This window comes from Streptomyces sp. NPDC002643 (genome assembly GCF_053592555.1).
In genome coordinates this window covers 32,262-47,076 of record NZ_JBSFVY010000019.1, presented here as the reverse complement: position 1 = coordinate 47,076, position 14,815 = coordinate 32,262, and the positions used below count along the sequence as shown (strand labels likewise).

At 69.2% G+C, this 14,815-nt stretch carries 12 protein-coding genes and 2 tRNA genes; 11 read left to right on the top strand and 3 right to left on the bottom strand.

The annotated features are described in order from the left end of the window. Window positions 1-28 precede the first annotated feature (28 nt). Window positions 29-1,159 carry a M48 family metallopeptidase gene (locus ACWD4G_RS27270; RefSeq protein WP_451297832.1) on the bottom strand — a complete coding sequence of 377 codons (1,131 nt, stop codon included), beginning with the start codon at window positions 1,157-1,159 and terminating at the stop codon, window positions 29-31. Window positions 1,160-1,259: 100 nt separating this feature from the next. Here ACWD4G_RS27270 and ACWD4G_RS27265 point away from each other — a divergent pair, with 100 nt between their 5' ends. The 9 genes from ACWD4G_RS27265 to ACWD4G_RS27225 all read left to right on the top strand — a co-directional run bounded on the left by ACWD4G_RS27265 (window position 1,260) and on the right by ACWD4G_RS27225 (window position 7,296). Next, complete coding sequence (locus tag ACWD4G_RS27265) at window positions 1,260-1,430, top strand: hypothetical protein (RefSeq protein ID WP_451297830.1); 171 nt, start codon at window positions 1,260-1,262, stop codon at window positions 1,428-1,430. 277 nt (window positions 1,431-1,707) lie between these two features. Continuing rightward, complete coding sequence (locus ACWD4G_RS27260) at window positions 1,708-1,875, top strand: hypothetical protein (RefSeq protein ID WP_451297829.1); 168 nt, start codon at window positions 1,708-1,710, stop codon at window positions 1,873-1,875. A gap of 67 nt (window positions 1,876-1,942) precedes the next feature. After that, a complete protein-coding gene (gene nadD, locus ACWD4G_RS27255) occupies window positions 1,943-2,575 on the top strand; it encodes a nicotinate-nucleotide adenylyltransferase (protein WP_451297827.1) in 633 nt (210 codons plus the stop codon). Window positions 2,576-2,591: 16 nt separating this feature from the next. Further along, the gene (locus ACWD4G_RS27250) at window positions 2,592-4,316 is read left to right on the top strand and encodes an LCP family protein (protein ID WP_451297825.1); all 1,725 of its coding nucleotides are present in this window, start codon (window positions 2,592-2,594) and stop codon (window positions 4,314-4,316) included. Window positions 4,317-5,161: 845 nt separating this feature from the next. Next, the gene (gene rsfS, locus ACWD4G_RS27245; RefSeq protein ID WP_451297823.1) at window positions 5,162-5,608 is read left to right on the top strand and encodes a ribosome silencing factor; all 447 of its coding nucleotides are present in this window, start codon (window positions 5,162-5,164) and stop codon (window positions 5,606-5,608) included. Beyond that, complete coding sequence (locus ACWD4G_RS27240) at window positions 5,605-6,273, top strand: histidine phosphatase family protein (protein ID WP_451297821.1); 669 nt, start codon at window positions 5,605-5,607, stop codon at window positions 6,271-6,273. The genes rsfS and ACWD4G_RS27240 overlap by 4 nt, the downstream gene beginning before the upstream one ends. Before the next feature lie 105 nt (window positions 6,274-6,378). Next, a tRNA-Ala gene (locus tag ACWD4G_RS27235) sits at window positions 6,379-6,451 on the top strand. A 409-nt stretch (window positions 6,452-6,860) separates the two neighbouring features. Further along, complete coding sequence (locus tag ACWD4G_RS27230) at window positions 6,861-7,094, top strand: hypothetical protein (RefSeq protein WP_005479297.1); 234 nt, start codon at window positions 6,861-6,863, stop codon at window positions 7,092-7,094. A 129-nt stretch (window positions 7,095-7,223) separates the two neighbouring features. After that, window positions 7,224-7,296: transfer RNA gene (locus tag ACWD4G_RS27225), tRNA-Ala, on the top strand. Window positions 7,297-7,441: 145 nt separating this feature from the next. On the opposite strand, the gene ACWD4G_RS27220 is transcribed toward ACWD4G_RS27225, so the two are convergent. Next, window positions 7,442-9,058, bottom strand: coding sequence for an NADH-ubiquinone oxidoreductase-F iron-sulfur binding region domain-containing protein (locus ACWD4G_RS27220; protein ID WP_451297819.1), 1,617 nt, complete (start codon window positions 9,056-9,058; stop codon window positions 7,442-7,444). Further along, a complete protein-coding gene (locus tag ACWD4G_RS27215; RefSeq protein ID WP_451298041.1) occupies window positions 9,055-10,392 on the bottom strand; it encodes a cytochrome b/b6 domain-containing protein in 1,338 nt (445 codons plus the stop codon). The genes ACWD4G_RS27220 and ACWD4G_RS27215 overlap by 4 nt, the downstream gene beginning before the upstream one ends. 546 nt (window positions 10,393-10,938) lie before the next feature. On the opposite strand from ACWD4G_RS27215, the gene leuS reads away from it, so the two are divergent. Next, complete coding sequence (gene leuS / locus ACWD4G_RS27210; RefSeq protein WP_451297817.1) at window positions 10,939-13,836, top strand: leucine--tRNA ligase; 2,898 nt, start codon at window positions 10,939-10,941, stop codon at window positions 13,834-13,836. A gap of 215 nt (window positions 13,837-14,051) precedes the next feature. Beyond that, window positions 14,052-14,792 (top strand): hypothetical protein, encoded by a 741-nt coding sequence (locus ACWD4G_RS27205; protein WP_451297815.1) that lies wholly within the window; start codon window positions 14,052-14,054, stop codon window positions 14,790-14,792. Window positions 14,793-14,815 lie beyond the last annotated feature (23 nt).

The window sequence follows — 14,815 nt, the reverse complement described above, 5'->3', positions numbered from 1 at the left end:
TGGTGGGCTCAGCGGGTGTCGCCGTGGGTCACTCGTCGTCCGGGCGGCGGTCCTCGGTGGCGGTGTCGGTGGCCGTGTCGGTGGCCGTGGAGCCGCCCGAGGTGGAGCCGCCGCCACCGCTCGCGAAGCCGGTGAAGCCCCGGCGGACTCGGCCGCCCAGGTCGCCGGCGCCGCCCGCGATGTCGGTGACCAGCTTCATCAGCGGGTCCTTGGAGTTCTTGACACTGGTCGTGTAGTGGGCCGCCGACTCGCGGAAGGAGTCCGTCACCGAGGTGTCCTTGTCCTCGGACCGGCGCGGGTAGTGCCCGTCCATGATCCGCTGGTAGTCACGGGACTCGGCCCACTTCTTCAGCTCGGCCGCGCGGATCGTGGCGAAGGGGTGCGAGCGGGGCAGCACGTTCAGGATCTTCAGCACGGAGTCGCGCAGATCGCCCCCGGCCTCGTACTCCTCGGCCTGCTTCAGGAACGCGTCCACGTTCATCTCGTGCAGGTGGTTGCCGCCCGCGAGCTTCATCAGGCCGCGCATCGAGGCCCGCAGATCCTGGCCGACCAGCAGCCCGGCGCGGTCGGCGGACAGCTCCGACTTGCGGAACCACTCGCGCAGCGCGGTCACGATCGCCATCACGGCGAGGTTGCCCAGCGGAATCCAGGCGATCCGCAGCGCCAGGTTCGTCAGGAACAGCAGGATCGTGCGGTACACCGCGTGACCGGAGAGGGCGTGGCCCACCTCGTGGCCGATCACCGCCCGCATCTCCTCCTCGTCGAGCAGCTCGACGAGCCCGGTCGTCACCACGATGATCGGCTCGTCCAGGCCGATGCACATCGCGTTCGGATTCGGGTCCTGGTTCACATACATCGGCGGGACCTTCTCCAGGTCCAGGATGTAACAGGCGTCCCGCAGCATGTCGTTCAGGTGTGCGAACTGCTGGTCCGAGACCCGTACGGAGTCGGAGAGGAACAGCAGCCTGAGGCTGCGCTCCGGCAGCAGACCGCTCAGGGCCTTGAACACCGTGTCGAAGCCGCTGAGCTTGCGCAGCGCGACCAGCGCCGAGCGGTCCGCGGGGTGTTCGTACGCCCGCGAGGAGATCCCCTCGAAGCGCCTGCGCTGCCTGCTGGGCACGTTCTCGTGCCCGGTCTGGTCAGGGTTGTCGTCGGACATGTCTTCCCCCATGCGTCTGTTTGCCCATGTTGGCCCCCGAAGCCGGGTCCAGCCTAGGCGGAGTTACCGTGGCAGGGCATCAACCGTAAGGAGCGAACTGATGGAGCATCTCGCCCACCTCCCGGCCACCGCCTGGTTCACGGAGGCGACGGACGCCGCCGCGAAGGAACAGGGCGCGGGCAATCTGCTGCGTGTGGTGCTGGTCGTGATGATCCTCGGCTCCGTACTGATGGCTTGGTTCCTCCTGAGGGGATACAAGCGGGACGACTGATGGCCTTCGGACAGTAAGGACGCGGGGGATTCGGAAACGGTTGTCCGGCACGGGAAGCTGTTGATGCGGCGGTCGATGGTCGATACGGCGACGGTTGTCCGGCACGGGAAGCGCGAGCGGCTCACGGTCCGGGAACGACGGTCTCGTACGAGGAGTACGCGCCCGGCGGTGGCCGCGTTCACTCCTGGGCGGAGTCGGGGTGATCGCCGACGAGGCCCCCGCTTACGATGGGCCCAGTCTTTATCCCGATCCCACACCCGGATAGGTCACGCCGACGATGAGCTTCCACCGCACAGCTGCCGACTTGGTCACGTTCGCCTCCGAGGGCGGCGGGGAGCACGGCGGCAACCACGAGAGCCTCAGCCCCTACCTGACCGGCGGCGGAGCCTTCTTCGTCCTGCTGCTCCTGCTGTGGATCACCACGCGCTTCAACCGGGACCGCTGATTCCGCCAAATCCCGCAAATGGTCGTTCGAACAAGTGACGTCGACCGGGCCGGTAGTGTTCCAAGGCATGGGAGAGCAGGAAATGCCTACCGGCCCCGTGTCCCACCAGGGCCGGCGTCGTCGTCTGGGCGTCATGGGTGGGACGTTCGACCCGATCCACCACGGTCACCTGGTGGCGGCCCAGGAAGTCGCCTCGCAGTTCCACCTCGACGAGGTGGTGTTCGTACCCACCGGCCAGCCGTGGCAGAAATCGCACACCAAGGTGTCGGCGGCCGAGGACCGCTATCTGATGACCGTCATCGCGACGGCCGAGAACCCCCAGTTCTCCGTGAGCCGCATCGACATCGATCGCAAGGGACTCACGTACACCATCGACACCCTTCGTGAGCTGCACGAGCTCAACCCGGACACGGATCTCTTCTTCATCACCGGCGCCGACGCGCTCGCCCAGATCCTCACCTGGCGCGACGCCGACGAGTTGTTCTCGCTCGCGCACTTCATCGGGGTCACCCGTCCGGGTCACACTCTGGCGGACCCCGGTCTGCCCGCGGGCGGAGTCTCGCTGGTGGAGGTCCCGGCGCTCGCGATCTCGTCCACGGACTGCCGTGCGAGAGTCGCGAAGGGCGACCCCGTCTGGTATCTGGTGCCGGACGGCGTGGTGCGCTACATCGACAAACGGCAGCTGTACCGCGGCGAGTGAGCCGAGAGGGGCACCGGTGAACGACCGATACGACGCTGGCCACGGGGGCGACCAGCAGTTCGATCAGCAGTTCAATCAACAGTACGAACTCGTGGGTTACGACGAGTACGGACAGCCGGTGTACCGCGAGGTGCCCCAGCAGCAGGCGTACGACCCCTACTGGGCGCAGCAGCAGTCGCAGTCGCAACTGCCGCAGCAGCAGCCGCAGTGGCAGTCACAGCATCAGCCGCAGCAACAGCCTCAGGGGTACGGGTACGACCCGTACAACTCCTACGACCCCTACGGGCAGGCGACGAGCACCGGGCAGCAGCAGGGTGCCCAGGTGGCTGAGCAGACCGCCTACATTCCGCAGCAGCAGGTGGGGGGCGCGGAGCGCGTTCAGGAAGGGGAGCGCGTTGCGGAGGGGGAGCGGGTTCAGGAGGGGGAGCGCCTGGGTGGTGACACCTCTGGGGGGCTGGATTCCGGGGAGCGGTACCGCACCGAGCAGTTCGCCTTCGTCGATCAGCCCGACGGTGACTCCGAGGACGTCATCGACTGGCTGAACTTCACCGAGAACCGCACCGAGCGGCGCGAGGAGGCCAAACGGCGGGCCAGGAGCCGGCTGATCGCCCTGACCGTGGTGCTCGCGCTCGTCGCGGTCGGCGGAGTTGGGTACATGTGGTTCGCGGGGATGCTGCCGGGGGCGTCCTCCGGGGAGAAGAGCGGGACCACGACCTCCGCCGCCGCGCAGAAACGCGATGTGATCGTCGTACATCTGCATGACACCAAGAAGGACGGCACCTCCACGGCGCTGCTCGTGGACAACACCACGACGAAGCAGGGCGCCACCGTTCTGCTGCCCAACTCCCTCGCCCTCACCGGCGACGACGGGACCACGACCACCCTCGCCAAGTCCGTCGAGGACGACGGGTCCTCCGGTACGCGCGAGGAACTCGACACCGTGCTCGGCACCGACATCCAGGGCACGTGGCGGCTGGACACGCCCTACCTGAACAACCTCGTGGAGCTGGTCGGCAACATCGACATCGACACCGACGTCGATGTGCCGGACCCCGAGGCGAAGAAGGGGGAGGCGCCGCTGGTGAAGAAGGGGGAGAAGCAGACCCTCAGCGGCAAGATGGCCGTCGCCTATGCCACCTACCGGGCGTCCGGGGAGTCCCAGGACGCCCAGCTGAAGCGGTTCGGGCAGGTCATGCAGGGGGTGCTGCGGAAGATGTCCTCCGACGCCGATGCCGCCACGCTGACCGTGCAGACGCTGGGGCAGATTCTCGATCCCTCGCTCAGCGACAAGGACCTGGGGGCGTTCTTCGCGAAGCTGGCCGAGCATGCCAAGGGGGGTGACTACAGGACCGAGCTGCTGCCTGTGGAGCAGGACGGGACTGTGGGGGCCGAGGCTTCCGACGGTGTGGTGAAGGAGCTGCTCGGCGGCACCGCGAAGAGTCCCGACGCCGGGGACGCGCTTCGGGTGGGTGTGCGCAACGGCACCGGGGAGAAGGACAGCACCGAGCAGGCTCGGGTGACGCTGTTGAACGGTGGCTACACCTTCCTGGACGCCGGTACGACGGACACGGCCCAGGCCGCCTCCCAGGTCACGTACGCCGACGCCGCCCGGAAGCAGGACGCCGTGGAGGTGGCCAAGACGCTGGGGTTGCCTACGAGTGCGGTGAAGAAGGGCGAGACCACGTCCAACGCGGATGTCTCGGTGGTGTTGGGGCAGAACTATGCGCCGGGGGCTGGGTGACGCCTGGGGTGTGGGGGTGGGGCGGGGCCGGGCCGGTGTGTCAGTCCGTCGCAGGCGGACGTACTGCTCGGGGGTTGAGAGGCGTGGACTTTGCTGAGCCGGCTGTACGCGACGGACATATGACACACCGGCCCGGCCCCTTCCGTCCGTACGCGGCTGACCCGCCGTCTCGTCAGCCGTCCCAACTGCGGGTGGCCATCCCGCTCCGGCTGCGGGCCGCCGTCCCATCCCAGCTGCGGGTCGTCGTCCCATCCCAGCTGCGGGTCGTCGTGCCGCTGGGCGGCTGCCTACCTAGCGGTGGTCGTGGTAGCTGTGGGCCGTCGTGCTGCCGGGCGGCTGTCCACCTAGCGGTGGTCGTCGTAGCTGTGGGTCGTCGTGCCGCTGGGCGGCTGTCCACCCGGCGGTGGTCGTCGCTGTGGGTCGTCGTGCTGCCGGGCGGCTGTCCACCCGGCGGTCGTCGTCGTAGCTGTGGGCCGTCGTGCCGCTGGGCGGCTGTCCACCCGGCGGTGGTCGTGGTAGCTGTGGGTCGTCGTGCTGCTGGGCGGCTGCCTACCTAGCGGTGGTCGTCGCTGTGGGCCGTCGTGCCGCTGGGCGGCTGCCTACCTAGCGGTCGTCGTCGTAGCTGCGGGCAGTCGTGCCGCTGGGGCGGCACGGGTGGGCGCAGCGGCACCCTGCTCGCGCCGGTAAGCGAAACCCCGGCCCGGCCGACACCCGCGGCGGCTGAGCTTGCTGCAGCGGGGCCGGAGCGGCGGTGGCTTCGTTAACCCGTGGGGGCCTGTCGGTGGGGCGTGAGACCCTGGGGGTAGCCCGTATGGGTTTCCCGACCGTCTAGCGAAAGCCTCGTAGTGACCGCAACCGATCGCTCTGTCGAGCTCATCAACACCGCCGCCCAGGCGGCCGCCGACAAGCTCGCGCACGACATCATCGCGTACGACGTCAGCGATGTGCTGTCCATCACGGACGCCTTCCTGCTGGCCTCCGCGCCCAACGACCGCCAGGTCAAGTCGATCGTCGACGAGATCGAGGAGCGGCTGAACAAGGAACTCGACGCCAAGCCGGTCCGCCGCGAGGGCGACCGCGAGGCCCGCTGGGTGCTGCTCGACTACGTCGACATCGTGGTGCACGTCCAGCACAGCGAGGAGCGGGTCTTCTACGCCCTGGAGCGGCTGTGGAAGGACTGCCCCGAGCTGGAGCTGCCCGAGGACGCCAAGGCCACCCGTGGCAAGGGCGAGGAGCACGCCAAGCTGCAGGCCGCCGAGGAGGCCGCCGAGCTGGGCGGGGACCTGCGGTGACTGCCGGAATCGACTCCGCGGACCGCAAGGGCCGCGGGCGTCGCATCATCCTGTGGCGGCACGGGCAGACCTCGTGGAACGTGGAGCGCCGGTTCCAGGGGACTACGGATGTCGAGCTGACCGAGACGGGTCTTGGTCAGGCTCGGCGTGCGGCCCGGTTGCTCGCTTCTCTCAAGCCGGATGTGATCGTCGCCTCCGATCTGCTGCGCGCCGCGCGCACCGCCGGCGAGCTGGCCGTGCTCACCGGGTTGGAGATCACCCACGACGAGGGCCTGCGCGAGACGTACGCGGGTGTCTGGCAGGGGCTCACGCACGACGAGATCATCGGGCGGTACGGCGAGGAGTACGCCGCCTGGAAGCGCGGTGAGCCCGTCCGCCGGGGCGGTGGGGAGCTGGAGACCGAGGTCGCCGACCGTGCGGCTCCCGTCGTGCTGCGGCATGCCGAGAAGCTGCCCGAGGACGGCACTCTGGTCGTCGTCAGCCACGGCGGCACCATCCGCACCACCATCGGGCGCCTCCTCGGTCTGGAGCCCCGCAACTGGGAGAGCCTCGGCGGTCTCTCCAACTGCTGCTGGTCCGTCCTCGGAGAGGGCGCCAGGGGCTGGCGTCTGCTGGAGCACAACGCCGGCACCCTGCCGGAGCCGGTGCTCGGCGACGACGACTGAGGTGCGTACCGGGCACGGTCGGCCGGGGCGGGGAGCGGATTTCACTTTCCGGCTGGTCGCAGGCTAGAGTTCTTCTTGTTCGCCCCGCCGAGCGGGGGAACACGAGGGGCTATAGCTCAGTTGGTAGAGCGCCTGCATGGCATGCAGGAGGTCAGGAGTTCAATTCTCCTTAGCTCCACAAGATCACTGGAGATCGGTACAAAGATCCCGCCCACGTCAGGGGGCGGGATCTTTCGTGTGTGACCTGCGTCCCTGCTTGAGCACACACGCCATCGGAGGCGTATACCTCTGCGGACGGCCTTCTTCCCTGCCCCGTGTCCGGACTGGTACGAAGGCGTCGCTGACCGTATTGGTCCGGCCGTGGCAGAATCAAACGGCCGGAAGGGGGCGCGGCCCGACGGGAGGGAGAAGCGATGCCTGCGAGCATCCGCGGGGAGGTCCACGACCTTCCCCGGCCGGTGGTGATGCGGAGCAAAACCACCCTCCTGTGCCCTTCCTGCGGCTCGCTCCACGTTGCCCAAGTCCTCGGTGACAACGGAGGGATCTCCTACGTGTGCACGGCCTGCGGCCACATCTGGAGCTGAGCGATGGGTGCACACAGGAGGAAGTGCGACTGGTGCGGCAGCGGTACGCCGATCGTCCGCGACATGGAGCCCGTGAACGCCGACTACCAGTACTGGTGCGAGGAATGCGCAAGGGCGCTGATCATAAAAGGCGACCCCATCGAGACGTACCGCGAGCTGGAGGGTGAGCCGATCTACGGCCGGCTCCTCGAAGAGCACTGCACCCTCAAGCGGTTCTACTCGTTTGTGACGGCTTGAGGGGGTTAGGGGGCGGTGATCCGCCGTCCAATACGGTGCCAATCCGTACAGAGCGGAAACGATTTGGAAGTCCGCCGGGGGGACCGGTAATGTTTACCTCGTCGCCAGGGAGACCGGCGGCAGAAGCAAGGGGCTATAGCTCAGTTGGTAGAGCGCCTGCATGGCATGCAGGAGGTCAGGAGTTCAATTCTCCTTAGCTCCACAAGAAGGTAGAAGATACGAAGACCCCGTCCGCTTGGGCGGGGTTTTTGTGTTGTCGGGGCGTCAGGTGGTTGTTGACGGGCGCGGGACGACCGAGGGCGGGTCCACCCGGTCGGTGACCCGCCCTTCGGCTTCGTACGAGCCGCTCAGCGGCCGCTGCCCAGGGCCCTGCGGCCTCGGCCCTGGGAGAGGACCGGGAGGTTGCGGGACGGAGCCTGGGCGCGGTTGTCCTCCTCGATGCGGAGGGCCAGCGCGGGGCAGCGGCGGACCGCGCGGAGCGCCTTCGCCTCGGCGTACTGCGGGACCTTCGCCTGGGCGACGGTGGGGAAGCCGTCGGCGCCCAGTTGGAAGACCTCCGGGAGGATGTCGGCGCACAGGCCGTGGCCGCGGCAGAGCGTCCAGTCGACGTAGATCTTCTGGCGGCTGGCTCCGCTCTCCTCCGGCTGGGCGCCGCCCGGGATGCCCGTCGGTGCCCTGCCGCCCTCGAACAGCGGCAGCACACCTTCCACGGGACGGCCGCAGCCGTTGCCGAGGACATGGGCGGCGAGATCGTCCGTGAACGCCTTGACCGTCGACTCCAGGAACATCGCCGAGCCGTCCGGGTGTGAGCAGGCGCCGCGCCGCTTCACGTTCTTCGCGACCTGCTTGAGGGCCTCCAGGGCGGCCGGACCGCCGCCGTTGAGGATGTCCTCCATGCCGCGCGCGGCGGCCGGCAGCCCCAGGTAGCAGGGGCCGCACTGGCCCGCGCTCTCCTCGGCGAGCCACTTGGCGACCTGGAGGGACTCGCCGAGCGGACAGGTCTCCTGGCTGATCGGCAGGATGGCGCCGGCGCCGAGCGCACCGCCGACCGCGTCCAGCGAATTGCGGGAGACGACCGCCTCGTTGACGGTCGCCGCGTCGATCCACTTGCCGTGGTAGCCGCCGGTCAGCACGCCCTGAGGGACCGGCGGTGCCCCGGCCAACTGCAGGATGTAGCGGAGGGGGACGCCCGTGGGCGCCTCGATGACCATGGGGGTGGCGACCGCGCCGGAGACGGTGAGCATGACGGTGCCCGGCTCGTCGTACAGGCCGGTGTTGCCGTAGCGCTCGGCGCCGATACGGGCGCCGATGGCCAGTTGGGCGAAGGTCTCGGCGTTGGAGAGCAGGGTGGGCGCGCCGCCGACGCCGCTCTTGGAGGCGCTGGTCTTGCGGCCCGGCGGGATGGCGGGGCCGCCGTCGATGGAGCGGATCAGTGAGGCGGCGGCGCCCGTGACCATACGGACCGGGTTGCGCTGGACGCTCGCCCGGATCGCCGCTCCGCGCCGGTTGCTCAGCCCGCGTTCGGCGAGGGCGGCCTCCATGGACCGCTGGGTGGATTCACGTGTCACCCCCACCACCAGCTGGCGGGCGCCCAGGGCCTCCGCGACGAGGAGGGCGCCGTCCAGGATGAGATGCGGGGCACGGTTGATCAGCACCGTGTCCTTGCGGCAGGCGGGTTCGTCCTCACTGCCGTTGACGACCACGACCGGACGGATACCGCGTTTGATCGCCGACTCGGCGACCGAGCGCAGCTTCTTGTGGAAGGGGAAGCCCGCGCCTCCGCGCCCCTTCAGGTTGATCCGGTCGGCCAGCTGGGCGAGTTGCTCGCCGCCCATCGGTTCGAGCGGACCGTGCACCTTCAGGTGCATGGGGAGGTCGAGTCTCTCGACGAGGTCGAAGCCCGAGGTGAGCTGGGGGAGCCCCACCACTCGGACTTCGGGGACGTCGGGAAGGGCCTCGTTCACTTAAAGCCTCCGGAAGGCGCGTTCCAGGGTTCGCCTGAGCCCGGCTGCTGGTCGTAGTCGTAGCCGGACAGCGTTTCAGTGGCGGGACCGCTGTTGTACGTGTCGTTCGGGTTGTACGTGCCGAAGGGGGCGTTCGTCTCAGCCGTTCCGTAAGAAGTTTCCTGACCCGTCTGGTACGCCTGGCCCGGGTAGGTCTGACCGGTCGCGAAGGACTGGCCCGCGAAGGTGTCCTGCATCGGGTCGTACGCCGACGGGGGCGCCTCGCCGACCGGCGGCGGGGACGGCGCCGGCCAACGGGTGCTCCCCGTGGTCGAGCTGTCGTCCAGGCGGGGCATGGCCTGCGTGGGCTGCATGTCCAACGGCGGCTGCTGCTGGGTCAGATACGGAGCGGTGGGCTCCGCCTTGCGTGGGGTCATCGACGTGGCGCGGTACGCGGCGGCGAAGCCGGGGCCGGAGTCGGCCGTCGCGGGGGAACCGCCGCGCTGCGGGGGCACCAGGGGGTCGCCCATGTCGAGCGGGGCCTGTCCGCCGCCGAAGCCGGGCAGCGGGAACTGGCCGGTGTCGCGCATCTGGTCGCGCCCGCCGCCCGCCCGTACCTGGTCCCGTCCGTCGCCCTCGCGTTCACGGCGACCGCCGCCGGGCTCCTGGTTCTGGGCCAGCGCCGTACGGGACTTGACCAACTCATCGACCTCCGGGGGACGCTGGCCGTCGGTGCCCAGGATCGCGGTGACGCGCTCGACCACCTCGCGCTTGACCGAGCGGGGCGCGGCACGCAGCAGCAGGGCGGCGGCCACGGCGACCAGGCCCAGCGAGTAGAGGATCACGAAGATCGGCTTGGCCTCGCGACCCGCGTAGAGCCCGTGGACAAGGGCCAGACACCAGGCCGGGTACGCCATCATGTGCATCGCCCGCCAGCGCGCGGCGACCGGCGCCGGGGAGGCGAAGTTGCTGCGCAGCGCGCCGGTGATGGCGACGAAGACCATCAACGACCCCGCGGTGGCGCCGAATCCGATGAGCGCGCCCGAGCCCGTCACCCCGAGGGCGAAGGGGAACAGGGCGATCGCGGAGACATGGTCGAGGGCCAACTTGACCGTGACGTGCAGGAAGAGGAACGCGACCGAGGCGATCGCGGCTGTCCGGTGCACGGCCTGACCGATGATGCGCTGGCGCACGCTGAGGAGGGTGCGGTCCTGGGCGACGAGCCCCCAGAGCACCGAAAGGGTCAGCGACACCAACGAGAGCACACCGGCGCCGAAGTCGAGGAACTCCCGGTACGCGTCACCTCCGACCGTCACGCTTATGGGTATCAGCAGCAGAGCGGCAGCCGTCGCCATCCCGTAGGCCGAGCGGCCGGGTTGAGGCATCGAGCTGTTACTGCGACGAGGGTTCATGGGGGCAACTCCGAACAGTTCGGGAAAGCGGTCCCGTCGTCGAACTGTAAGTGGTGCCAAACCGAGCGGTACGAGGTTTGAGTTATTGCGTTGTTATCAAGGGGCAATCTCACATCTGTGATGTCCCTTAGAGGTCGTTACGCGAAGTAATATTTGAATAATGTTCAACTTTTTTGGCCGGATGCGGTGGCTGACACGCCGCGCCCGGGTGTCCGGGGCGGGTCCCTGTGGCGGTGCCGCGCAGGGGATGCGGCCGTGCTGTGTGCGCGCCGGAACCGCGTCGCGACCGCCTCCGGGCCTGCGGTACCCTGACCCCATGCGTGCCGTACGCCTTCTGCTTAGCGAGCCGCGCTGATCAGTCCCGACCGCCGATGAACGGCGAGGTCGGAATCGGCGCGGCGTCCCCTCCTGTGCGAGGGGATTTTTCGTTTCCGGACCATCCGGACGACCGGACCGCTGGCAGAGACGATCGATGGAGCTTTGAGGATCATGAGCGAGACGAACCCCGCTGCCACCGCCGAGGTGGCGGCGCCGCACCGCTACACGGCAGCCATGGCGGCCGAGATCGAGGCACGCTGGCAGGACTTCTGGGACGCCGACGGCACCTACGCGGCGCCGAACCCCAAGGGCGACCTGGCGGGCGCGGCCGAGCAGGCCGCCCGGCCCAAGAAGTTCATCATGGACATGTTCCCGTACCCCTCCGGTGCGGGCCTGCACGTGGGCCACCCGCTGGGCTATATCGCCACCGACGTCTTCGCCCGCTTCCAGCGCATGACCGGGCACAACGTCCTGCACACCCTGGGCTTCGACGCCTTCGGCCTGCCCGCCGAGCAGTACGCCGTGCAGACCGGCACGCACCCGCGCGTGTCCACCGAGGCCAACATCGAGAACATGAAGTCCCAGCTGCGCCGGCTGGGCCTGGGCCACGACAACCGCCGGTCGTTCGCCACGATCGACCCGGACTACTACAAGTGGACCCAGTGGATCTTCCTGCAGATCTTCAACTCCTGGTACGACGACGAGGCACGCAAGGCCCGCCCGATCGCCGAGCTGGTCGCCCAGTTCGAGTCCGGCGAGCGTGCCGTACCGGCTGCCGAGGGTGACGCCGACGGCTCCACGCGCGCGTGGAACGAGCTGAGCGCCGCCGAGCGCGCCGACGTCCTGGGTGGGTTCCGCCTGGCGTACGCCTCCGACGCGCCGGTCAACTGGTGCCCCGGCCTGGGTACCGTCCTGGCCAACGAGGAGGTCACCGCCGACGGACGCTCCGAGCGCGGCAACTTCCCCGTCTTCAAGGCCAAGCTGCGCCAGTGGAACATGCGGATCACTTCTTATGCCGACCGCCTCCTTGACGACCTGAACGAGCTGGACTGGCCCGAGGCCATCAAGCTGCAGCAGCGCAACTGGATCGGCCGCTCCGAGGGCGCCCGCGTCGACTTCCCCATCGACGGCGAGCACATCACCGTCTTCACCACCCGCCCCGACACCCTGTTCGGCGCGAGCTACATGGTGCTGGCCCCCGAGCACCCGCTGGTCGACAAGTTCACCCCGGACGCGTGGCCCGAGGGCACCCACGACGTCTGGACCGGCGGCCACGCGACCCCGGCCGAGGCCGTCGCCGCCTACCGCGCCCAGGCCGCCTCCAAGTCCGACGTCGAGCGGCAGGCCGAGGCCAAGGACAAGACCGGCGTCTTCATCGGCTCGTACGCCACCAACCCCGTCAACGGCGAGCAGATCCCCGTCTTCGTCGCCGACTACGTCCTGATGGGCTACGGCACCGGCGCGATCATGGCCGTGCCGGCGGGCGACCAGCGCGACTTCGAGTTCGCACGCGCCTTCGAGCTGCCGATCATCTGCATCGTCGAGCCGACCGACGGCCGCGGCACGGACACCTCCACCTGGGAGGACGCCTTCTCGTCGTACGACGCGAAGATCATCAACTCCAGCGGTGAGGGCATCTCCCTGGACGGGCTGCCCGTCGCCGAGGCCAAGGAGCGCATCACCGAGTGGCTGGAACGCAAGGGCTTCGGGCAGGGAACCGTCAACTTCCGGCTGCGTGACTGGCTGTTCAGCCGCCAGCGCTACTGGGGCGAGCCCTTCCCGATCGTCTACGACGAGGACGGCGTCGCCCACGCCCTGCCCGAGTCGATGCTGCCGCTGGAGCTGCCCGAGGTCGAGGACTACAGCCCGCGCACCTTCGACCCGGACGACGCCGACACCCGGCCCGAGCCGCCGCTGTCCCGCAACGACGACTGGGTCAACGTCACCCTGGACCTGGGCGACGGCGCCGGTCCGCGCAGATACCGCCGCGAGACCAACACCATGCCCAACTGGGCCGGTTCCTGCTGGTACGAGCTGCGCTACCTGGACCCGCACAACAGCGAGCAGCTGGTCGACCCCGAGATCGAGCGGTACTGGATGGGCCCGCGCGAAGGACAGCCGCACGGCGGTGTCGACCTGTACGTCGGCGGCGCCGAGCACGCCGTGCTGCACCTGCTGTACGCGCGCTTCTGGTCGAAGGTCCTGTACGACCTGGGCCATGTCTCGTCGGCCGAGCCGTTCCACAGGCTGTTCAACCAGGGCATGATCCAGGCGTTCGTCTACCGCGACAGCCGGGGCTTCGCGGTGCCGGCCGCCGAGGTGGAGGAGCGCGACGGCGCCTACTACTACGAGGGCGAGAAGGTCTCCCGGCTGCTGGGCAAGATGGGCAAGTCCCTGAAGAACGCGGTCACCCCGGAGTCCATCTGCGCCGAGTACGGTGCCGACACCCTGCGGCTGTACGAGATGGCCATGGGCCCCCTGGACGTCTCCCGGCCGTGGGACACGCGCGCGGTGGTGGGCCAGTTCCGGCTGCTGCAGCGGCTGTGGCGCAATGTCGTCGACGAGGCCACCGGTGAGGTGACCGTGGTCGACGCCGAGCCCGACGAGGACACCCTGCGTGCGCTGCACAAGGCGATCGACGGGGTCCGCCAGGACCTGGAGGGCCTGCGCTTCAACACGGCGATCGCCAAGGTCACCGAGCTGAACAACCACCTGACCAAGGCGGGCGGCCCGGTACCGCGCTCGGTCGCCGAGTCCCTGGTGCTGCTGATCGCGCCGCTGGCTCCCCACATCGCCGAGGAGCTGTGGCGCAAGCTGGGCCGCACGGACACGGTCGTCCACCGGGACTTCCCCGTCGCCGACCCCGCGTACGTCGTCGACGAGGCCGTGACCTGCGTCGTTCAGATCAAGGGCAAGGTCAAGGCGCGTCTGGAGGTGCCGCCGGCGATCTCCGAGGAGGAACTGGAGAAGGTGGCCCTGGGCGACGAGAGGATCGTCGCGGCGCTGGGCGGGGCCCCGATCAGGAAGGTGATCGTCCGGGCGCCGAAATTGGTGAACATCGTCGTCTAGGCGGAACGCGGGAGAACCGCGCCTCGTGGCTGTCGGCGGTCGTGGCTGCCGGCGGTCGTAGCCGGCGGTAGTCGTTCGGACGGCGCCGGGTCGCGGTTCGGGGGCGTCCCCTACGGGCAGGTTCAGGGTTCCGGTGGAACCCCGGACCTGCCCGTTGCGTTTACCGTGGAAGAGCGCAGCAGTATGTGCCGCGCGGGTCGAAGGAGGAGCGCGCCGTGGAAGCCGTCATCGCAGTGGTCGCCCTGCTCTTCGTGCTGTTCGTGGTGCTGGGGGCGTACGCCACGGTGAAGGCGGTCGGCGCGGCCAAGCGCGGCGTGGACCGTACGATCACACAGGCCAAGCGGTCGGTCGAGGACACCACCCTGCGGGCCAGAAGCCTCGCCCAGCCCGGCCCGGTGGGGCAACTCGCCGATCTGCGGCTGAAGTTGCGCACCTCGATGCGGGCCACTCAGGAGGCCTTGCGGGCAGGTGTGGGCGAGGACGAGTCCCTGAAGGAGTCCCTGGCCCTCTTCGAGCAGCTCAGCAGGCACGGCCGGGAGTTGGACGACGAGCTCAAGCGCCTGGAGCCCGAGCCCGACCGCGCCAAGCTGGCCCAGCGGCTGCCCGCGCTGCGCGAGCGTACGGAGCGGATCATCAAGTCGGCCGACTCCCTGCGCTGGGCGGCGCACGATAGGGCCCGCAAGTTCGCGGAGGACGACCTGGACACGCTCAGCGCTCAGATAGACGTCGAGGCGGACGCGCTGCGGCACTGGACGACGGAGCCCGCACCGGTCTGGCCCGAGGCCCCGAAGCCCGAACCCACCGACTCCACCGGGCAGACCCGGCGGGAGACCCCCGGGGCCCGCACCGCCGAGTCCCGGTCCGGCGAGGAACCGCCCCGGCCCGCGATCGACCCGTCGGGACCGCGCCCGACGTATCCGTGGCAGAAGAAGCCCCGCCCGGAGAGCACGACTTGATCCGGGCCCGCGCCTGACGTGTG

Excerpts from the sequence above, each read along its gene's own strand:
- ACWD4G_RS27270 (WP_451297832.1), bottom strand. The coding sequence starts at position 1,159 with ATGTCCGACGACAACCCTGACCAGACCGGGCACGAGAACGTGCCCAGC.
- ACWD4G_RS27265 (WP_451297830.1), top strand. The coding sequence starts at position 1,260 with ATGGAGCATCTCGCCCACCTCCCGGCCACCGCCTGGTTCACGGAGGCG.
- ACWD4G_RS27260 (WP_451297829.1), top strand. The coding sequence starts at position 1,708 with ATGAGCTTCCACCGCACAGCTGCCGACTTGGTCACGTTCGCCTCCGAG.
- nadD (WP_451297827.1), top strand. The coding sequence starts at position 1,943 with ATGGGAGAGCAGGAAATGCCTACCGGCCCCGTGTCCCACCAGGGCCGG.
- ACWD4G_RS27230 (WP_005479297.1), top strand. The coding sequence starts at position 6,861 with ATGGGTGCACACAGGAGGAAGTGCGACTGGTGCGGCAGCGGTACGCCG.
- ACWD4G_RS27215 (WP_451298041.1), bottom strand. The coding sequence starts at position 10,392 with ATGGCGACGGCTGCCGCTCTGCTGCTGATACCCATAAGCGTGACGGTC.
- leuS (WP_451297817.1), top strand. The coding sequence starts at position 10,939 with ATGAGCGAGACGAACCCCGCTGCCACCGCCGAGGTGGCGGCGCCGCAC.